This is a genomic window from Vibrio sp. J1-1, from assembly GCF_021728395.1.
Classification (GTDB): domain Bacteria; phylum Pseudomonadota; class Gammaproteobacteria; order Enterobacterales; family Vibrionaceae; genus Vibrio.
The window spans coordinates 239,470-259,952 of sequence record NZ_JAKKCM010000007.1 but is presented as its reverse complement, the minus strand read 5'-3'; the positions used below and the strand labels follow the sequence as shown (position 1 = coordinate 259,952).

The 20,483-nt window shown below is 45.0% G+C and carries 19 protein-coding genes; 11 read left to right on the top strand and 8 right to left on the bottom strand.

Translation table 11 applies throughout. The features are described 5' to 3' along the window. Nucleotides 1-43: 43 nt before the first annotated feature. The 4 genes from ribE (at nt 44) to pgpA (ending at nt 2,589) form a co-directional block, all read left to right on the top strand. Nucleotides 44-514: a 6,7-dimethyl-8-ribityllumazine synthase gene (gene ribE / locus L3V31_RS13695; protein ID WP_237316547.1), complete on the top strand. Its 471-nt coding sequence runs from the start codon at nt 44-46 to the stop codon at nt 512-514. After that, nucleotides 514-981, top strand: a complete 468-nt coding sequence (nusB, locus tag L3V31_RS13690) for a transcription antitermination factor NusB (protein ID WP_237316546.1) — start codon at nt 514-516, stop codon at nt 979-981. The genes ribE and nusB overlap by 1 nt, the downstream gene beginning before the upstream one ends. A 95-nt stretch (nt 982-1,076) precedes the next feature. Next, complete coding sequence (gene thiL, locus L3V31_RS13685; protein ID WP_237316545.1) at nt 1,077-2,042, top strand: thiamine-phosphate kinase; 966 nt, start codon at nt 1,077-1,079, stop codon at nt 2,040-2,042. Nucleotides 2,043-2,082: 40 nt separating this feature from the next. Beyond that, nucleotides 2,083-2,589 carry a phosphatidylglycerophosphatase A gene (gene pgpA / locus L3V31_RS13680; protein WP_237316544.1) on the top strand — a complete coding sequence of 169 codons (507 nt, stop codon included), beginning with the start codon at nt 2,083-2,085 and terminating at the stop codon, nt 2,587-2,589. Between the two features lie 80 nt (nt 2,590-2,669). Here pgpA and dxs read toward each other — a convergent pair whose 3' ends face one another. From dxs to xseB, 3 genes are read right to left on the bottom strand one after another with little or no spacing between them, the layout of a single operon-like run. Next, nucleotides 2,670-4,535, bottom strand: coding sequence for a 1-deoxy-D-xylulose-5-phosphate synthase (dxs, locus tag L3V31_RS13675; protein ID WP_237316543.1), 1,866 nt, complete (start codon nt 4,533-4,535; stop codon nt 2,670-2,672). Between the two features lie 20 nt (nt 4,536-4,555). Further along, complete coding sequence (ispA, locus tag L3V31_RS13670) at nt 4,556-5,440, bottom strand: (2E,6E)-farnesyl diphosphate synthase (protein ID WP_237316542.1); 885 nt, start codon at nt 5,438-5,440, stop codon at nt 4,556-4,558. Between the two features lie 21 nt (nt 5,441-5,461). Next, nucleotides 5,462-5,704: an exodeoxyribonuclease VII small subunit gene (gene xseB / locus L3V31_RS13665; RefSeq protein ID WP_237316541.1), complete on the bottom strand. Its 243-nt coding sequence runs from the start codon at nt 5,702-5,704 to the stop codon at nt 5,462-5,464. A 259-nt stretch (nt 5,705-5,963) separates the two neighbouring features. On the opposite strand from xseB, the gene pomA reads away from it, so the two are divergent. From pomA to rlmM, 7 genes are all read left to right on the top strand, one after another. Next, nucleotides 5,964-6,725: a flagellar motor protein PomA gene (gene pomA, locus L3V31_RS13660; protein ID WP_020333703.1), complete on the top strand. Its 762-nt coding sequence runs from the start codon at nt 5,964-5,966 to the stop codon at nt 6,723-6,725. 14 nt (nt 6,726-6,739) lie between these two features. Further along, nucleotides 6,740-7,687, top strand: coding sequence for a flagellar motor protein MotB (locus tag L3V31_RS13655; RefSeq protein ID WP_237316540.1), 948 nt, complete (start codon nt 6,740-6,742; stop codon nt 7,685-7,687). Between the two features lie 211 nt (nt 7,688-7,898). Next, entirely contained in the window at nt 7,899-9,347 is a 1,449-nt protein-coding gene (gene thiI / locus L3V31_RS13650; RefSeq protein WP_237316539.1) for a tRNA uracil 4-sulfurtransferase ThiI, read from the top strand. Nucleotides 9,348-10,042: 695 nt separating this feature from the next. Next, entirely contained in the window at nt 10,043-10,963 is a 921-nt protein-coding gene (locus L3V31_RS13645) for a transcriptional regulator GcvA (RefSeq protein WP_237316538.1), read from the top strand. Further along, on the top strand, nt 10,944-11,567 hold the full coding sequence (locus L3V31_RS13640; protein ID WP_237316537.1) for an alpha/beta fold hydrolase: 624 nt from the start codon (nt 10,944-10,946) through the stop codon (nt 11,565-11,567). Before L3V31_RS13645 ends, L3V31_RS13640 begins: the two co-directional genes overlap by 20 nt. Further along, the gene (locus tag L3V31_RS13635; protein ID WP_237316536.1) at nt 11,557-11,955 is read left to right on the top strand and encodes a DUF423 domain-containing protein; all 399 of its coding nucleotides are present in this window, start codon (nt 11,557-11,559) and stop codon (nt 11,953-11,955) included. The genes L3V31_RS13640 and L3V31_RS13635 overlap by 11 nt, the downstream gene beginning before the upstream one ends. After that, nucleotides 11,952-13,043 (top strand): 23S rRNA (cytidine(2498)-2'-O)-methyltransferase RlmM, encoded by a 1,092-nt coding sequence (gene rlmM, locus L3V31_RS13630; protein WP_237316535.1) that lies wholly within the window; start codon nt 11,952-11,954, stop codon nt 13,041-13,043. The genes L3V31_RS13635 and rlmM overlap by 4 nt, the downstream gene beginning before the upstream one ends. A 67-nt stretch (nt 13,044-13,110) precedes the next feature. Here the strand turns inward: rlmM and xni are convergent, their stop codons facing one another. From xni to queF, 5 genes are all read right to left on the bottom strand, one after another. Further along, the gene (gene xni, locus L3V31_RS13625; protein WP_237316534.1) at nt 13,111-13,893 is read right to left on the bottom strand and encodes a flap endonuclease Xni; all 783 of its coding nucleotides are present in this window, start codon (nt 13,891-13,893) and stop codon (nt 13,111-13,113) included. 57 nt (nt 13,894-13,950) lie between these two features. Beyond that, a complete protein-coding gene (gene ppnN, locus L3V31_RS13620; protein WP_237316533.1) occupies nt 13,951-15,327 on the bottom strand; it encodes a nucleotide 5'-monophosphate nucleosidase PpnN in 1,377 nt (458 codons plus the stop codon). A 199-nt stretch (nt 15,328-15,526) separates the two neighbouring features. Continuing rightward, on the bottom strand, nt 15,527-17,092 hold the full coding sequence (locus L3V31_RS13615) for a GGDEF domain-containing protein (RefSeq protein WP_237316532.1): 1,566 nt from the start codon (nt 17,090-17,092) through the stop codon (nt 15,527-15,529). 98 nt (nt 17,093-17,190) lie between these two features. Beyond that, on the bottom strand, nt 17,191-19,473 hold the full coding sequence (locus tag L3V31_RS13610) for a tetratricopeptide repeat protein (protein WP_237316531.1): 2,283 nt from the start codon (nt 19,471-19,473) through the stop codon (nt 17,191-17,193). A gap of 108 nt (nt 19,474-19,581) precedes the next feature. Next, nucleotides 19,582-20,427 (bottom strand): NADPH-dependent 7-cyano-7-deazaguanine reductase QueF, encoded by an 846-nt coding sequence (gene queF, locus L3V31_RS13605; RefSeq protein ID WP_237316530.1) that lies wholly within the window; start codon nt 20,425-20,427, stop codon nt 19,582-19,584. Nucleotides 20,428-20,483: the final 56 nt, after the last annotated feature.

Here is a 20,483-nt window from a genome sequence, read left to right as displayed (position 1 = left end):
TGATGAACATATTTCACTTAAAAATAGAGTTAAAGGAAAGCTTATGAAAGTGATCGAGGGTGGCTTCCCAGCGCCAAATGCAAAAATTGCTATCGTTATTTCTCGTTTCAACAGTTTTATTAACGAAAGCCTACTTTCTGGTGCGATCGATACACTAAAGCGTCACGGGCAAGTAAGCGATGACAACATTACCGTTGTTCGTTGTCCAGGTGCCGTAGAACTACCTCTAGTAGCTCAACGTGTTGCTAAAACCGGCAAATTCGACGCTATTATATCTCTAGGGTCAGTTATTCGCGGTGGAACGCCTCACTTTGACTATGTTTGTAGTGAAATGAACAAAGGTCTGGCACAAGTGTCGATGGAATACAGTATTCCAGTCGCATTCGGTGTTTTGACTGTTGATACTATCGATCAAGCGATTGAACGCGCAGGAACCAAGGCTGGTAATAAAGGTGCAGAGGCTGCACTAAGCGCACTTGAAATGATTAATGTACTATCTGAAATTGATTCCTAATGGGGGCCAGTGTGAAACCAGCCGCACGTCGTAATGCACGTCAATTCGCTCTACAGGCGATCTACTCATGGCAAATTACTAAAGAGAATGTTGCCAAGATTGAAGAACAGTTTTTGTCTGGCGACAAATACGATGAAGAAGAACATCACGCTTCAGAGCCAGCTTTAGCTGCGCCAGAGACTGACGTAGAGTACTTTCGTGAACTACTAGGCGGTGTTGTACTAAGCCACGTTGAGCTAGATAGCAAAATTCGTCCATACATTTCACGTCCAATGCAGGATTTGGATATGATGGAACTTGCTCTTCTTCGCCTTGCTATGTACGAGATGACTCGTCGCGAAGATGTTCCTTATAAAGTCGTGATCAACGAAGCGATTGAACTTGCAAAAGTGTTCGCTGCGGAAGACAGTCACAAATTTGTGAATGGTGTGCTGGATAAAGCAGCACCTCACGTACGTAAGAAATAACGATTTCTTCAGTAAAAAGGTCAGCATATGCTGACCTTTTTTATGTCAAAAGCTTTTATATTAAAGCTGTTTATATCAAAAATTAAAGATAAATTATGTCTGGTGAATTTAGCTTAATAGACAAGTACTTTGTTGGTCGTCAAAACCAGCGAAAAGATGTTCACCTTGCTGCGGGGGATGATTGTGCACTGGTCAAAGCGCCAGAAAATGTACATATTGCGATCAGTACCGATACCTTAGTAGCGGGGACACACTTTCTTCCTGACGCGAATCCTGCTTGGGTCGCGCACAAAGCACTCGCTTCAAACCTCAGTGATTTAGCAGCGATGGGAGCGACACCTGCATGGGTCAGTTTTGCTTTGACAATGCCGGATCCTGATGAAGAGTGGCTTGCACCTTTTTGTGATGCCTTCTTTGAACTGGCGGATTATTTTGGAATTCAACTTATCGGCGGGGATACCACCAAAGGACCTTTGAGCCTAACACTAACTGTGCAAGGGTTTGTTCCGCAAGGAAAAGCGTTAACTCGCTCTGGGGCGAAAGTAGGTGACTGGGTTTATGTGACAGGAAGTCTTGGTGAAGCAAAAGCCGGACTAGATGTTATTTTAGATGAGTCTCTTCGTACTCGCGTGGGCGCGGATAGGTTGGAAAAAGCACATTACTTGAGTACGCCTCGTGTATTGGCGGGACAAGCTCTAGTTGGTCTGGCATCTTCTGCTATCGATATCTCAGATGGTTTGATATCCGATATCAAGCATATATTGAAGCGCTCACAAGTTGGTGTCAGCATCGATGTCTCTCAATTGCCTATATCTTCGGATTTGGAGCAGTTTTTAGGTGATAAGGTCTGCGCTCAGCAGTATGCTTTATCGAGTGGTGAAGAGTACGAGTTGTGTTTTACCGTATCAGAACAAAACCATGGCTCATTGCAAAGTGCTCTGTCCCATATTGGGTGTAAATTGACATGCATTGGTCAGATTCGACCGAAGGGTACTTTTGATCTTCACGACAACAATCAACCTCTTGACTGGGACTTAAGTGGTTTCGACCACTTCAAGTAACCACGATTGAAACCAAACTAGCAGTTATAGGTTTAAGGATATGACCAACCCTCTTTCTCTTATTTCGTTAAAGAATCCGTGGCATTTATTGGCAACAGGGTTTGGTAGCGGTTTGTCGCCTATTGTTCCGGGAACGATGGGGACATTAGCTGCGGTACCTTTCTTTTTGTTGTTAGCTCAGCTTCCGTTTTCTGCTTATGTCGTCGTGGTGCTCATATCATGCGTAATTGGCGTGAAAATCTGTCAGGTGACGTCTGATGACATGAAAGTTCACGATCATGGTTCGATCGTCTGGGATGAGTTCGCAGGCTTTTGGATTACGATGAGTATTATGCCTGCATTGAATATCCCAATAACCGAATGGAAGTGGCTGCTCACTGGTTTTATCCTGTTCCGTTTCTTCGATATGGTTAAGCCTTGGCCTATCGGCTGGCTTGATAAGCGAGTGCATGGTGGATTAGGCATCATGGTCGATGACATTGTGGCTGGTATTATGGCGGGTATTGTGTTGTTTTTAGTGGCCCAGTATGCAGGCTGGTTGAACTAGTCAGCTTTATACTTAAGCAAAATAGAAAAGGGATGTAACAATGCATCCCTTTTGTGTATCGTGCTCTACTGCCGTGTCGGTTACTTCGCTAAGTAGTCATTGATGGATTGTTCAATCCCTTTTGTATCCAGACCAAGCTCTTCATGAAGCTCTTCCTGAGTACCTTGAGGAACAAACTGATCAGGTAAGCCAAGATTAAGTACTGGCTTGATGATTTTTTCTTTCATCATGAATTCAACAACACCCGCACCTGCACCGCCAGCAATCGCGTTCTCTTCTAGTGTCACGAGTACATCGTGCTCGTTGGCTAGTTGACGAATCAACGTTTCATCTAGCGGCTTAACAAAGCGCATGTCAGCAACCGTTGCATTAAGGTTCTCTGCGGCTTGTAACGCATTCTCTAGGAAGGTACCAAAGCTCAGGATAGCGACTTTTTCACCTTTACGTACGATTCGGCCTTTACCAATCTCAAGTGCGGTAAACTCGTTTTCGATTTTGGTGCCCATGCCGTTTCCACGAGGGTAACGAACTGCGCTCGGACCTGTGTGCTTGTGACCTGTGTAAAGCATTTGACGACATTCATTCTCGTCGCTTGGTGCCATGATCACCATGTTAGGAATGCAGCGCATAAAGCTTAAGTCAAACGCACCTTGGTGAGTCTGACCATCTGCACCCACCAGCCCCGCACGGTCGATAGCGAACATCACTGGCAAGTCCATAATCGCAATGTCATGGATGAGCTGATCATAACCACGTTGTAGGAACGTCGAGTAAATGGCAACGATAGGGTTGTTACCAGCGATAGCCATACCCGTTGCGAGCGTCACTGCGTGCTGTTCGGCGATAGCGACATCAAAATACTGGTCTGGGTATTCTTTAGAGAAACGAACCATGCCTGAGCCTTCACGCATTGCTGGCGTAATCGCCATTAGCTTAGGATCTTGCGCGGCCATATCACACAGGAAGTCACCAAAGATCTTTGAGAAGGTTGGTTTACCGCTGCTGCTCTTTGGCAGGCAGTCATGTGTTGGATCGAACTTTGGTACACCGTGATAGCCAATCGGATCTTTTTCTGCTGGTTCATAACCTTTGCCTTTTTTGGTCATGATATGCAGGAATTGAGGGCCTTTCAGCTCACGCATGTTCTTCAGAGTCTGAACCAGTTCGTTCACGTCATGCCCGTCAATCGGGCCAATGTAGTTAAACCCGAACTCTTCGAATAGCGTGCCAGGCACAACCATGCCTTTGAGATGTTCTTCAGTACGACGAACCAGTTCTTTGATTGGTGGAACACCAGACAGTACTTTTTTACCGCCTTCGCGAATCGACGTATAGAGGTTACCAGAGAGTATCTTTGCTAAGTGGTTGTTCAGTGCGCCAACGTTTTCTGAAATCGACATTTCGTTATCGTTCAGAATCACCAGCATATCTGGATGAACATCGCCAGCGTGGTTCATTGCTTCGAAAGCCATACCCGCGGTAATGGCGCCGTCACCAATTACGCTCACGACCTTACGCCCTTTACCTTCTTTCTGTGCACTGATGGCCATGCCAAGTCCTGCACTGATAGAAGTAGAAGAGTGCCCTACCGACAACGTGTCGTATTCGCTCTCAGAGCGCCAAGGGAATGGATGAAGCCCACCTTTCTGGCGGATAGTCGGCATTTTGTCACGACGTCCGGTCAGGATTTTATGTGGGTAAGCCTGATGACCAACATCCCAGATTAGCTGATCTACTGGTGTGTTATATACATAATGCAGGGCAATGGTGAGCTCCACTGTGCCTAAGCCAGACGCTAAGTGTCCGCTTGATTGGCTCACTGAGTTTAGCAGATACGTTCGAAGCTCATCACACAGAGCTGGTAATGTTTCTTTAGGAAGAAGACGCAACTCTTCCGGTGTATTTGCTAACGCCAGTGTTGGGTATTTTGAAATATCAAGAGTCATATAAATGCGCGCTTATAGTGTTAATTTTTGCGCTCGATGACATATCGGGCGAACTCTTCAAGTAACTGAGTATTGTATGGAACAGCTTCTAATGCTTGAAGTGCTTCCTGTAACAGAGAGTGAGCTTTCTCTATCGCTCCCTCTAAACCCAGCAGGGAAGGGTAAGTGCTCTTATTGAGTTCTTGATCAGAACCCTGAGGCTTACCCAATGTTTCTGTGTCACTAATGATATCAAGAATATCGTCTTGAACCTGAAACGCCAAACCAATTGCTTTCGAATAGCGCTCTAAATGAGGTAAAACTGCGATACCCTTATCACCAGCGGCCAAAGCGCCTAATTTAACCGCACAGTCAATTAGGGCTCCGGTTTTTTTACGATGGATCTCTTCCATTTCTTCGAGAGAAATTTGACGATTCTCTGCACTTAAATCCAGTGCTTGTCCGACACACATGCCGTTGGAGCCAGACGAATGAGCCAGAGCTTTTATCATATTGATACGCTGGCTTTCAGCTTCTGGATTTAAAGGACCATCTGCCAAAATAGTAAAGGCGAGCGTTTGTAGAGCGTCACCCGTCAGTATTGCGGTCGCTTCATCGAACTTAACATGGCAAGTTGGTTGACCACGGCGCAATTCATCATCATCCATCGCTGGCAGATCATCATGAATAAGTGAGTAAGCGTGAATGCATTCAATTGCAGCGGCTGGCGTATCCAGATCTTCAGGTTTACAACCAAACATTTGACCTGTGATGTAAACAAGAAAAGGACGAACACGTTTCCCGCCTAGCAAAAGGCCGTATTTCATTGCATGAATCAATGGAAGTTCTTGATAAGGAAGCTGTTCTAGCCACAAATTCAATTGCTGATTGTTTCTTTGTTGGAAAGAAGTCAATGTTTGTTGCATCACATCGCTCACTACTGATTATTATTCTGAATCTGGATTGAAGTCACTCAGTGGTGCTTCATCATCTTCACTGAGAAGAATACTTACGCGTTGTTCAGCGTCGCTTAGCTTTGTTTGGCCAGCACGAGCTAAGGCAATACCTCGTTCAAATTTACGTAAGGCATCATCTAGAGCAAGATCGCCACTTTCTAATTGATCAACCAAGCTATCAAGCTCTTCAATGGTTGCTTCGAAGGTCATGTTTTCTGGTTTCTTAACCGCCATCTCTTCTCTGCCTTAATTAAGCCTCTCATAAGATGCACGAAAGTTACCTTAGCCTAGTAACTTGGTCAAATTTAACCTTACATAATTGTCACAAAATTGGCTCTAAATGTGTCTAAGAGACGAAAGTGTCCATTTTACTAAAGGTTACTAGTAGAAATTTGTGAACTGCTAGCTAAGATTTTTCTAAAAGTTCTCCGCGAGTTGTCGATACAAGTAGTAATTCGTTAGCAATAGATAAAAAGAGCGAGAGGAGTGCTTTGTGGATTTAGCAACCCTAATAGGTTTGATAGGCGGTATTGCATTCGTTGTGATGGCGATGGTGCTCGGTGGCAGCATCGGTATGTTCGTCGATGTAACATCAATCCTTATCGTCGTTGGCGGCTCAACGTTTGTCGTGCTGATGAAATTCACAATCGGGCAGTTTTTTGGGGCGGCAAAAATTGCGGGTAAAGCATTTCTTTTCAAAGCGGACGAGCCGGAAGACTTGATAGCGAAAATTGTAGAGATGGCAGATGCTGCGCGTAAAGGTGGCTTTCTCGCATTAGAAGAGATGGAAATAAATAACAGTTTTATGCAGAAAGGCATCGACCTGTTAGTGGATGGTCATGATGCTGATGTTGTTCGTGCGGCTTTAAAAAAAGATATTGCACTGACTGGTGAGCGACATACACAAGGAACTGGCGTATTTCGAGCATTTGGTGATGTTACCCCAGCGATGGGAATGATTGGTACGCTAGTTGGTTTGGTAGCGATGCTTTCTAATATGGATGACCCTAAATCCATTGGACCTGCGATGGCCGTTGCGCTTTTGACCACGCTTTATGGCGCGATTTTATCGAACATGGTGTTTTTCCCGATCGCCGATAAACTCTCTTTACGACGTGACCAAGAAACGTTGAATCGCCGTTTGATTATGGATGGTGTTCTTGCCATACAGGACGGTCAGAACCCACGAGTCATCGACAGTTACCTGAAGAACTATCTCAATGAAGGCAAGCGTGCCCTAGAGATAGGTGAGTAATCAGGAGCGTTGTGATGGATGATGAAGATAATAAATGTGATTGTCCGCCACCAGGGCTTCCTCTGTGGATGGGGACCTTTGCTGATTTAATGTCATTATTGATGTGTTTCTTTGTTCTGCTGCTCTCGTTCTCAGAGATGGATGTACTCAAATTTAAACAGATTGCAGGTTCGATGAAGTTCGCATTTGGCGTACAAAGTCAGCTCGAAGTGAAAGATATCCCGAAAGGAACCAGCATTATTGCTCAGGAGTTCAGGCCAGGGCGTCCAGAGCCAACGCCGATTGATGTCATTATGCAGCAAACCATGGACATCACTCAGCAAACATTGGAGTTCCATGAAGGTGAGTCTGATCGATCGGGTGGCAGTAAGCATGACCAAGGAAAATTAACAGGCGGCCAGTCACCTGAGACCTCGACAAGAAACAACCAAACGGCGGAATCTGACGTACAACAGCAACAATCTGAAATGATGTCGCAAGAGATGGAAACCTTGATGGAAAGCATCAAGAAAGCTCTAGAACGAGAGATAGAGCAAGGTGCAATCGAAGTCGAAAACTTAGGTCAGCAGATCGTGATTCGTATGCGTGAAAAGGGCGCCTTTCCTGAAGGTTCCGCGTTCTTGCAACCTAAATTTCGCCCTCTGGTCCGGCAGATTGCTGAACTGGTTAAAGACATACCGGGCATTGTGAGAATCTCTGGTCACACCGATAACCAAGTGCTGGATTCTGAACTGTATCGCTCTAACTGGGATCTCTCCTCTCAACGTGCGGTTTCTGTCGCCCAGGAGATGGAGAAGGTGAGAGGGTTTTCTCATCAGCGTTTACGAGTGCGAGGAATGGCTGACACTGAGCCGCTGGTACCAAATGATTCTGATGACAATCGTGCACTCAACCGCCGTGTGGAAATCAGCATTATGCAGGGTGAACCACTCTACAGCGATGAAGTGCCTGTTATTCAATAACTAGGCTTTAGTTTAAAGTCAGTAGAGAGATAAGAAAGCGAGCAGATTGCTCGCTTTTTTTGTCTTTCCAATCCGCTTGGGTGTATAATCTTGCGCCTTTGAAGTGAGCTCAGACAACCTTTTGTGACCAAGACGCGGTTTTACTGCGTATGAAGTATCGAAGTTGAGTATCACTCTTTGTTGATTGCAAAACTAACCTGCGAATTAGACTATGAAATTTATTGTAAAGCCCCATCCAGAAATTTTTGTAAAAAGTGAATCTGTGCGTAAGCGCTTCACAAAGATTTTAGAGTGTAACATTCGTAATATCGTCAAGAGCCGTACGGAATCTGTAGCAGTATTTAACCGTCGTGATCACATTGAAGTGACCTCTGAGAGCAACGAATACCACGCTGAAGTCTTAGAGGTTCTGACTCATACTCCAGGTATCCACCATGTACTTGAAGTGAAGCAGTCGGAGTTTAAAGATCTGCACGATATCTTTGAACAAGTGCTTGAGCTCAGCCGCCCTCTGATTGAAAACAAAACTTTCGTGGTTCGTGCCAAGCGTCGTGGTAAGCATGATTTTACTTCGATTGAGCTAGAGCGTTACGTTGGCGGTGGTTTGAACCAAGCGGTCGAAAGCGCGAGTGTGAAACTGCGCAACCCTGATGTCACTGTAAAGGTTGAAGTATCGGGCGACAAACTTAACCAGGTTCTTGCTCGTCATAAAGGTCTTGGTGGCTTCCCACTAGGTACACAAGAAGATGTGCTAAGCCTGATCTCGGGCGGTTTCGATTCTGGTGTATCAAGCTATCTGCACATTAAGCGTGGCTCAAAAGTTCATTACTGTTTCTTTAACCTAGGTGGCCCAGCGCACGAAATCGGTGTTAAGCAGGTTTCTCACTACCTATGGAACAAGTACGGTTCTTCAGCAAAAGTTCGCTTTATCTCGATCGATTTCGAACCAGTCGTGGCTGAGATTCTTGAGAAAGTGGATGACGGTCAGATGGGCGTCATTCTTAAGCGTATGTTTATGCGTGCAGCAGGTATGGTTGCCGAGAAATTCAAGATTGAAGCTCTGGTCACGGGTGAAGCACTGGGTCAGGTTTCCAGCCAGACGCTAACTAACCTTCGTCACATTGATAACGTGACAGACACGCTGATTCTGCGCCCACTTATTAACTGGGACAAAGAAGACATTATCAACCTGGCGCGTGAAATTGGTACTGAAGACTTTGCCAAGACAATGCCTGAATACTGTGGTGTAATTTCTAAGAAGCCAACAGTAAAAGCAATCAAAGCGAAGCTAGAAGCGGAAGAAGAGAACTTTGATTTCACCATTTTGGAAAATGTGGTGAAAGAAGCGCGTGTTATGGATATTCGTGATATCGCGAAAGAGTCTGAAAAGGCGGCGCCAGAAGTCGAACAAGTTCAGGCTGTTGAAGAGCATGCGATTGTTCTCGATATCCGCAGCCCTGAAGAGGAAGACGATAACCCTCTAGAAATTGAAGGCGTTGATATCAAGCACATTCCGTTCTACAAGTTGGGTACGCAGTTTGGTGATTTAGACCAATCTAAGACTTACCTATTGTACTGTGACCGTGGTGTCATGAGCCGACTGCAAGCGCTTTACTTACAAGAGCAGGGCTTTAACAACGTGAAAGTTTATCGCCCATAATAAAGCGAAAACAAGACGACTTTAAAAACGCAAATTGAGCGATCGGTTTGCGTTTTTTTATGTCTTTTTATTCAGTTGTAGGGAAGGGTTTTGAATGGTTATATTGAAGTGCCTCGCAATCTTTCTAATGGCTACTGATATAACGTCAATTAATCCGAAATGCTCTATAAAAGATGCTCTCTGTTCCAAGGGTAAGGTCGAGGTAGATTTATCTAAGTCGGATATACTCTAGGTTTACCAGTATTTGTTGCAGTGAAGATTAGAATAATGACTCTGTAATGGTGGCTGAGTTTTGACTAAGTATGCTGTTGAAGGACAAGTTGACGATTGTAGTGAAAGCCACTGAGATTATTTTATGGATTAGTGTGTTGTTTTGTTAAACTTGGATAATCCAGATAAAAAAACACCGCCCAATCGGGCGGTGTAAGAAATTTGACAGACAGGTCAAAAATAAATACAGGAAGTATGTGTTTTGTCTCAGGGATAGTAGACAAAACATTTCGGTAGAAATCTACCTAACTCGAAAAACGAGTTTGCAAACACAACATCGCAACAACGAAGCCAATTGATTTCTAGAGAAATCAAGCCGTTCAGGCCCGTGTTGCGGGGTGAAATATAGAATTTATCTGGCTGTTCGACAACGTTAATTTTATAATGTTTCAGATTAAAAAAACTAATCCTATTTGAGGTTCCCTATGTCTCGCAGATTGCCTCCTTTGAATTCTCTTCGAGTATTTGAAGCTGCAGCACGTCATCTTAGTTTTACACGTGCGGCCGAAGAACTCTTCGTCACCCAAGCCGCCGTGAGTCACCAGATCAAAGCGCTGGAAGAGTTTTTATCACTCAAGCTATTCCGCCGCAGAAACCGCTCTTTATTATTAACGGAAGAAGGTCAGAGTTACTTTTTAGACATTAAGGATATTTTTACTTCTATTGCAGAAGCGACCGATAAAGTACTAGAACGTAGTGAAAAAGGCGCTTTGACCATCAGTTTACCGCCAAGTTTTGCGATTCAGTGGTTAGTGCCTCGCTTAGCCGATTTTAATGCTCAGGAGCCAGACATTGATGTAAGGATTAAAGCCGTAGATATGGACGAGGGCTCGCTGACCGACGACGTAGATGTCGCTATCTATTATGGTCGTGGTAACTGGCCAGGACTTCGCGCGGACAAATTGTATCAGGAATTTTTGATTCCGCTCTGCTCTCCTTCGTTACTCTTGGGGACGAAGCCGTTAGAATCACTGAGTGACCTTAGGCTACACACTTTGTTACATGATACTTCGCGTAAAGACTGGAAGCAGTTTACTCGTCATTACAACATCGAAGGCATCAATGTAAATCATGGTCCAATTTTTAGCCATTCGACGATGGTGTTGCAGGCGGCAGTCCATGGGCAAGGTGTGGCACTAGGAAATAACGTGTTAGCTCAGCCAGAAATGGAAGCAGGACGACTTATCGCGCCATTTGATGAGGTGTTGATATCGAAGAATGCGTTCTATGTGGTGTGTCATGAGCAGCAAGCGGATATGGGGCGTATTGCAACGTTCCGTGACTGGATGCTTGCAACCGCGAGAAAAGAACAAGAGGAAGTACTAGATGAACCAGTGGATAGTTGAGGGTCCAGAAGACGGGCCGCTATTTATTTTTGCTCACGGTGCTGGGGCTGGAATGGATCACGGGTTCATGGCCGCAGTTGCACAAGGTTTAGTTGAACAGGGCATTCGTGTCGTTCGCTTTAATTTTCCTTACATGATTAAGCGTGCGGAAGATGGCAAAAAGCGTCCACCAGATCGTGCGCCAAAGCTGCTCGAAGCCTACGAAGAAGTAATTACTCACTTTTCAGGTACGCCAGTTGTCATTGGTGGTAAATCTATGGGCGGCCGTATGTCGAGTTTGTTGGCTGAAAATACGCTGGTGGCGGGCATTGCCTGCTTAGGTTTCCCTTTTCATCCACCGGGCAAGCCAGAAAATTACAAAGGTGAACATCTGGCAACGCTTGAGAAGCCAACACTGATTCTGCAAGGTGAACGAGATACCTTTGGAAAGCGAGAAGAGTTTGAAAATTTCACGTTATCGGATCAGGTGTCTGTAACCTTTGTACCAGATGGTGACCATAGTTTTAAACCACGCAAGCGCTCTGGTTACACCGAAGAGGGCAATATTGCTTTGGCGGTTGAACATTTAGCCAGTTTTATTAAAGAGGTGTACAGTGAAAAGTAAGTGGTTACTCTCCTTTTCTGGTCTTTCGGGACTTATTTCTGTTGCGCTTGGAGCGTTCGCGGCTCATGGTTTAAAAGCAACACTTGCTCCGTATCTTCTTGATGTATTTGAAACTGGTGTTCTTTACCAGTTCATTCATACTTTTGCTGCCGCTTTTTGTGCCATTCTGTTGTTGATGAATTTAGGACAAAAAGCGCAAAAGTATTTTTTCATCGCTGCAATTTGCTTTATCATCGGCATCTTTTGTTTTAGCGGCAGTCTATACGCGCTGGCGCTGACAGGCATTAAGTGGTTTGGGCCAATTACTCCGTTGGGGGGATTGATGTTCATGATCGGCTGGTGTTTGTTCTTTTTTGCTGCGTTTAATATCAAAGAGGTCTCCAAGTGAAACAACTAATGCTCTATTGCCGTTCAGGCTTTGAGAAAGAGTGTGCTGGTGAAATTCAGGACAAAGCGACACAGTTGGAAGTGTATGGCTTCCCTCGTGTGAAGAAAAACTCAGGTTATGTTGTCTTCGAGTGTTACCAAGATGGAGACGCAGACAAATTGGTAAAAGGTCTCGACTTCAGTTCATTGATCTTTGCCCGCCAAATGTTTGCTGTTGCAGCTGAGTGTGAATCTTTGCCTAGCGAAGATCGTATCAGTCCGATTCTTGAGGCGTTGTCTGAAATAGAAGATTTCCCTCGTTGTGGTGATCTGCGTATTGAAACGCCGGATACCAATGAAGCAAAAGAGCTACTAAAATTCTGCCGTAAATTTACGGTGCCAATGCGTCAGTCTCTGCGTGGTAAAGGTCTGATGTGGGATAAGGACAACGTTAAGAAGCCTGTATTACACATCTGCTTTGTTGCTCCGGGTCATTGTTACGTGGGATACTCGTTCCCGGGTAATAACTCGCAATTCTTCATGGGGATTCCTCGTCTGAAGTTCCCGGCAGATGCACCAAGCCGTTCAACACTAAAACTGGAAGAAGCCTTCCATGTATTTATTCCACGTGAAGAGTGGGATGAGCGTTTGGCTCCGGGCATGTGGGGGGTAGATCTAGGCGCGTGTCCGGGCGGCTGGACATACCAATTGGTCAAGCGTTCCATGTTCGTGCACTGTGTTGATAACGGCATGATGGCTGACAGCCTGATGGAAACTGGCCAGATTAAGCATCACATGGTGGATGGCTTTAAGTTTGAACCTGACCGCAAGAATGTCACTTGGATTGTGTGTGATATGGTTGAGAAGCCTGCTCGCGTAGCACACCTTATGGGACAGTGGTTGCTAAAAGGTTGGGCAAAAGAAGCCATCTTTAACCTGAAATTGCCGATGAAAGGTCGCTATGACGAGGTTTTGCAAGATCTTGAAAACTTAAAAATGTTCCTGATTGAGAACAAGGTGAAATTCAAGCTACAAGCTAAACATCTTTACCATGACCGTGAAGAGATTACCATTCATATCCAGTGTTTATCGAATATCTCTCCATACTAATTAAAACAGTGTAACGGATATTAAAAAGCTCCTATTTTCAGGAGCTTTTTTATTGGCAGAAACGAATTTATTCGACTTTGTTTGGCCCGGTAAAGCGAATATCTTGCAAATTGAAGCCAAGTTCAATATCGCGTTTGAGTGCTGCGACCAGCTTACTTAAGCGAGCCGATTCGATATGCTCATCCAGCTTTTTCCGATATTTTGGTACTAATTCATCACTGACGTAAGCTGCTTCAATATCGTCGAATTGGGTAAGCATTTCTTTTGCTGCTTTAGGACCGATGCCCGGAACGCCCGGAACCTGACTAGAGCTGATACCCGCCAGCCCCCAGTAATCAGCCAATTGATTCGGCTTAACCCCAAACTCTTTTTCAATGAATGGTTCATCTAGCCAACGGTGCTGGAAGTAATCACGGATTTGTAATGTCGGCGAAAGTAGCTGGCAGTAGCCTTTATCGGTCGAAATAATGGTGACCTTTTCACCATGGCTAGCGACTTTGGTTGCCAGTGTTGCTACTAAGTCATCGGCTTCATCGCCGTCAGACAGTAATGAGTCAATACCTTGTTCCCACCAAGCTTGCTGAATCGCATCGAGACCTTGCATCAATGGCTCCGGCATAGGCTTACGGTTTTGTTTGTAGTCCGGCAGTATCTCGGCACGCCAACCTCGGTCTTGTTCATGATGATCAAACACCGCAATGATATGGGTTGGTTGCGATTCTGACAGGATTCGAGTCAGCGTTCTTTGGGTAGTGGTGATGGTTCTTGCTATGTCAGTGGGATCGGGTTGAGCGGAGTGTACTCGGCGGATCAGGTTTAGGGCATCAATAATAACAAGATGAATAGACATAATGACTTAGCAATAAAAAGGGGCGTATTGCCCCTAGTGTAACGAATGCTAGCCTGACTATCGACCATCATTTTCTGGATGAGCGATTCGGTAGCAAGGTTCATAATCTGTACCACCTGGCAGTTTCATTCGATGTTGATCGACGAAGTCTTGCAACACTTTGTCGAGCTTCTTCATCAATACCGGATCGCCATGAATGGTGAACGGACCTTTCGCTTCGATTTCTTTAATGCCTTCTGCTTTCACGTTACCTGCAACAATGCCCGAGAACGCCTGACGCAAGTTTGCGGCGAGGACTTGAGGCTCCTGATCCATATGCAGATCCAGTTGCTCCATCGAGTCATGATTTGGTTCAAATGGTAATTGGAAGTGAGGCTCGATTTTTAATGACCAATTGAAACTGTAGGCATCGCCTTTTTCTTTCCTATGTGTGCGAACATCATCCATTCCGCGCTTCATAATCCGAGCAACTTCTGACGGGTTATCAATAACGATCTGGTAATGTTTTCGACCTTCTTCTCCAAGCGTGTCGCGAATAAATTCATCAATAGCGAAGAAGTAGTCCTCACTTTCTTTAGGACCAGTCAGGACGATTGGCATTGGTTGATCAGCATTTTCTGGGTGCATCATAATACCCAGAATGTAGAGCAGCTCCTCTGCGGTTCCCGGGCCACCCGGAAAGATCACAATGCCATGTGCCATACGAACAAAGGCTTCCAGACGTTTTTCAATGTCTGGCATGATCACCAGTTCATTCACGATCGGATTTGGTGGCTCAGCAGCGATGATAGATGGCTCGGTCAAGCCCAGGTAACGTTGTTCAGTATAACGCTGTTTTGCATGCCCGATGGCGGCCCCTTTCATCGGTCCTTCCATTGCACCGGGTCCACAACCAGTACAAATATTCAGTTCTCGAAGGCCCAGCTCATTACCAACTTCCCGGGTGTATTGATATTCTGCCGCGTTGATGGAGTGCCCACCCCAGCAAACCACCAGGTTAGGAGCGATTCCGGGAGTAAGCGCTCCGGCATTGCGTAAGATACCAAATACCAGGTTAGTAATATGAACGGGATTAGTCAGGTTTAAACGTTGGCTGTCTGCCAAGTGCATATTCACAAACACGATATCGCGCAAGACTGAAAACAGATGCTCCTGTATCCCCTTAATAATTTCACCATCCACAAAAGCGTGCTCTGGTGGATCGGTCAACTCTAATTTGATGCCGCGTTCACGGCGAAGTACATCAACATCAAAGGATTGGTATCGGTCTAACAGCTCTTTTGAGTTATCGGTATGGCTGCCTGAGTTCAAGACCGCTAATGTACAGTTTCGGTAAAGTTGGTAAAGATCACTCGATGCGGTCTTCTTTAAACGCTCAACTTCCAGTTGGGATAGCAAGTCCATGCTACCTGCGGGGCTGATATGGGTAATCATAGCGCCTCCTTGTTGTGATTATATTTGAGGAATCCACCACCTGTTGGTTTATACGTGCGTTTGCGATTGGTGATTGGAAGGCTGGATAATTGAAGCTTAGCAGACTGGGAAGAGAGAAATGTGATAACTCGTTGAAAAATGGTGAATATAAGTAAGCTAGAGGGATGAAATTTGTTTGTTTGCTTGTATTTTGAACGATTTAACTCCAGTTTAACTGGTTTTTTCCGAGCTTTTTAGTGTCACGTACCATCTTTCCGAGACGCCCCAGTACCTGCTCTGGAGAGTCAGACTCTCTAAATGAAGTAGAAACTGCGGTTAGGGTGATCATAATACTTTGCTCTCGGAACTTAAACGGTAGTTGGCCGATTTCACGCTGGATACTTTTCATTAATTCTAATGTGTACTCTTCCGATTGTTCCGGAATAAGTAGGATAAATTCTTCTCCGCCGAAGCGAGCGACCGTATCTAATTCGGATACACGTTTACTTATGGTGCGGGCAATAATTTTGAGTGCTTTGTCTCCGGCGGTATAGCCATAGCTATCGTTAACGGATTTGAAGTTGTCGACATCAAACATCACCAGACGTAAGTTTCTTTGAGATCGCACCCAGCGTTGATACTCCAGTTCGAGACGGTCGTTAAATGCGGTGCGGTTGTACACTTTGGTCAATGGATCAAGCAGCAAGCGTTGAGTTTGGTCATCCAGTCGACGACGATAGTCTTGTGTGGTTTCAAACACCGCTTCCAACTGGTTTTTGCTGTAAGTCATCCGCTCTTGCAGTGCTTGTTCACGAGCTTCCGTCATCTCCAAACGCTCCGACAGTGAGGCCATTTTAGCAAGCAGTGGTGAGATATCTTTCTTTAGATCTGATAAGTCCTGAGCCTGAGTCAATGCGCGTTGGCTTCGCTCAACCAAGCTATGCATTTCCGTGTTTAGCTCGTGGCGATGCTCATAGTAGGTTTGATACTGATCGGCGCTTTGATGGATGGTTTTCAGGTTACTTGCAAGAGCTGTGTTGAGCTGGTCGAGAAATTGACTGGAGTTTTCTCGTTCAAATTTGGTCGCTTCTACCACTAACTTTAAGGTTATCAGTGTTAGTTCAACTAGAGACTCAGCATTCACTCCCATGAGTAACTTCGCTCGGATGTCGAGCAGTTTTTCGCCACACTCACCTTCAAAATCCAGTTCTGTAATGGTGTGTTGCAGATCGCTAGCCAGAGACTCAAGTTGAGACTTCTCTGGGGTACTCTCAAATTCAGTTAAATGCAAACGTGAATTTGAACTGATGATTTTTAGCGCACGTTCATAAATACTGAGCAGTTTAGTGGCTTGATCGACTTTGGTCACAGAGTTGACTTCAGAAAAGCTCATCAGGTTACGCAGTTCGCGTTTTAGCTGGGCGGGTAAGCCGGTCACTCGTTGTAGCGTTTCACCACTGCGTTTAATTTGCTCGTCGAGATGGCCGCTCTGTTTTTCCATGGTTCTGGATTGCTGTTTGAGCTTTCTCTCTAATATCGCTAAACGAGGGATTAACGCACTGATATCCGTTTTATGCAGGAGCTCTTGCTGAATTTCTGACAAGTAGTTGGATAATTGAGCATCAGCACCTGGACATGCAGACGACAAAGACGCCAAAACGCGTTTAAGGATTTGTTGCTCACGCTTAAATTTGAGCGAATTATCGCGATGAGTCAGCTTAAGTTGGTCAAGTTGACAGCTTAACTGATGCAGCTGTGTCTGAATATCGGATTCCAAAATTCCCATGAAACGATGACGTTTAAATCCATGTGCGATTGACGATCACTTGATAATAACAAAAAAACTTATAGCGTCATCAGTTATTAATCCTAACTAGCGCTTAATTATCCATTTTTTAATATTTTCTTGATGTCATCCTCATTCTTGTAGGAAGAGTGAATCTTGATTAATCCTTGATTGATAGCGTGCTGACACGCCTTTCTTATGTCTCCGGTTGCAAAGCTTGCCGCTGGTGCATTATCAATGGCTTTGAGGAATACCCAATGGCTTTGTTTATCTTGCAAACTGATTTCTCTCGCAATATGAGTCGCGAGTAGGAGTAGATCCAGTAGCTCCGCATCATTGATTGCCGTATAGGCACGTGGCAGGAATGGGTAGTCACTGATCCCCATGCGAATAGTACGATTGACATTATGCTGGTTAGCAAAGTCATCCACCCAAGCCTGAAATTTAACAAACATCATTTCTGCTGACGCATCTCTATCAGCGTTTGGTTCGATATACAGTAAGTTCGCATCTGAAAAGTGATACAAACGTGCGGGCTTTTTGATCTTTTCTGCCAGGAACTCACCAAACGCCCGTTCTAACTCCAGTCCTGCTTGATAACCGTTTTGAACGTACATACTGCGTAAGAATGGCAGGTCGATCATAACAAATCGCAGGCGGTCATTGAGAGGCTCGTGGATTAACTCGCCAAGCTGCCACTGTTCGAAGGTGTCGCTCGACTTCTTCAAAGATCGAGACAGTTTGACATTAAGCATGCGTAAGTTATTAAGTCGAGAACGTGAGTGTGTGAACAGGTCATTACGTAGTTTATCTATTTGACCTGACTGACGTTGAATGATGACACCACGACGCATGATGAACAAAAACATCACTAAGACAGTAATAAATAGAGCGAAAGAAATTTTCTGGAATTTACGGTGCTCTCCCTCAACTTGCGCTAAACGTTCAGTTAACCCTACATAGTGAATGGTCTGCTCTGCGAACTCTTTTTGCTGACGGAATGCATCTTCGCTGATCTGGTTTAACTGCACCTGCTCCAGTTTAACCAAGTTGGTATATTTCTTATACGCTTGAAGCGAAAGCTGATATTCACCGGCTTGTTCATAGCCCAGTCCAAGATAGCGGTAAGACTGCTGCTTAATAAAGTTATTTCCTGTAGCAGTCGCGTCAATGAACATGAGCGCTTTTTGCGCATTTTCGATCACGCTTTTACTGTCATTCTGATGATAAGCAAGGCCAGAGTGAAGCAGGGCAGCTTTGGCCTTAAGCGCTGGAATGTCGGCATATTCGAGCAGTTCAGTCGAGCTATCCAGATATTGCCCTGCCAGAGCGTAGTTATAGAGTTGAAGGTAAGTCGCAGCAAGGCTCAGACGAATATTGATCATACGGTTGATACTTTTACTCGTGCTCTCGTGGTCCAATACATTGAAGTAGTGGACCAACGCCAAGTTAAATTTGCCCTGATAAAAGTAAATGTCACCCATCTGCTCAAGTACATCCGCTAGGATTGGTGAGTTTGGGTAAGAGTCGTAAAAGTCTGCTGCCTGAGATAAGTACTCGATCGCTTTATCGTATACGCGTCGCTCTTGGAATAGCCTTGCCAGTAATCGGTTTACTTTGGCCAGCCTTGCACCACTATCGCTTTCAATCGATTGCCAGTAACCGTATAAAAGCTCAGAAAGAGCAAGATTGTATTTTTTTTCGTTGAGGTAAAACTCTCCAACCGTGGTGTAGTAATCAATGAGCGCTAAGTTGGAGCGAGTTTGTTCCAGCATCTTTTGGGCTTCAGCATAATAACTTTCAGCTTTGACACTATCACCACGATAGGACGCTAAAAGCGCACGTTGCATGATCAAGCGATAAAGAATGCTATCAGCTCGCTGTAAAACGGCATCCTCTTGATTAAGCGCACTTTCTATTTGGTCTAGAGCTTCTTCCGCGGCAGCGTAATTCTTATTTCCAGTCCAAATCATCTGGTTGCGGATCAGTTGTACATCCAGGTATAGGTATGGAAGCTCGTATTTTTGTGCCAGAGTTTGCGCTTCATTGAGGTTTTTGATTGCTGCACTAACATCCCCTAAAGCGAAGTTTGCTTGGGCAATAATTTTATGTGCTTCGATGGTGCTGTTCGGGGTTCGGATACTGCGGTCGGTTTCTTCGCGAGACATGGCTGAAGGGCCATCACTTTCACTCCGCTCAATCAATTCTCGCTGCAAAAGGTAGTTGGTTGCTGCTTGTCTTGCTTGTGAGGGATCGATTTCCGCCAGTTGTTGGGCTTCATTAAGTAAAGTTGAAGATAAAATGGTCGCGTGAAGCGGCTGTGCCAATAGTAAGCAGAAAAAGCCAATCAATTTGAATAGACGCGATCTGTCCCAAAACATCCTTTCGTTCCCTCGAACTGGTTTAGATTTTTTGATAATACCATGCTTAGGTATTAAAAACGTTCAGCAATCCAATAGATTGCCGAACTTGTTTCTGCCACTAAATAATTACTGACGAGCCATGCGGTGGTTGTGCTCTGGCTTGGCTTGCTCAGTGGAGCGGTAAGGGTTGATGTCCAAACCACCACGGCGAGTATAGCGAGCAAACACGGTTAATTTGCTAGGGTGACAATATTTCATCAGGTCAGTGAAAATACGCTCGACACATTGCTCATGGAACTCGTTGTGCTCACGGAAAGAAACGAGGTAGCGAAGCAACTTCTCGCGGTCTAGTTTCGCGCCCTGATAGCGAATTTCAACGCTGCCCCAGTCTGGCTGGTTAGTGATCAGGCAGTTTGACTTTAGCAAGTGGCTATGTAGCGTCTCTTCGACTTGCTCTTCACCAGCTGCGCCTTCCAGCAATGAAGCATCAAAGTCGTAGCTGTTGATTTCAATGTCTTGATCATCAATACATTCACCTTCCATCGTGACGATAGGCTGATTGGTGTAATGAGTGACCGGATTTACTTCAACGATGACTTGTTCACCAGCGCAAGCCGAAAGATCTTGTACTAAATGCTTGGTTACGTCTTGCCAACTTGCAAAACGAGTTTGGTTATAACTGTTCAGGTAAAGCTTAAAGGACTTGGACTCAATTAAGTTGGCGCTGGTTGCTGGAATGTACACTTCAGCAACCGCCACTTGTGGCAGGCCTTTACTATTTAGCCACGACAATTCATACAAGGTCCAGATGTCATGACCCATAAACGGCAGCGCTTCACCTAATTCAAGGTCATCACGGTTGAGGCTACGCGGTACAGGTTGCAGCAAGCTCGCGTCATATTGGTTCGCGTACTCGGTCTTTTTACCCAGAGTCAGCCCTGCAAGCTCTTTGGCGTTGGAATATTTGCTCATACTTTGTGGTCGTTTTCGATTAGAATGGAGAGAATTTTACTGAATCCGCTGATTAA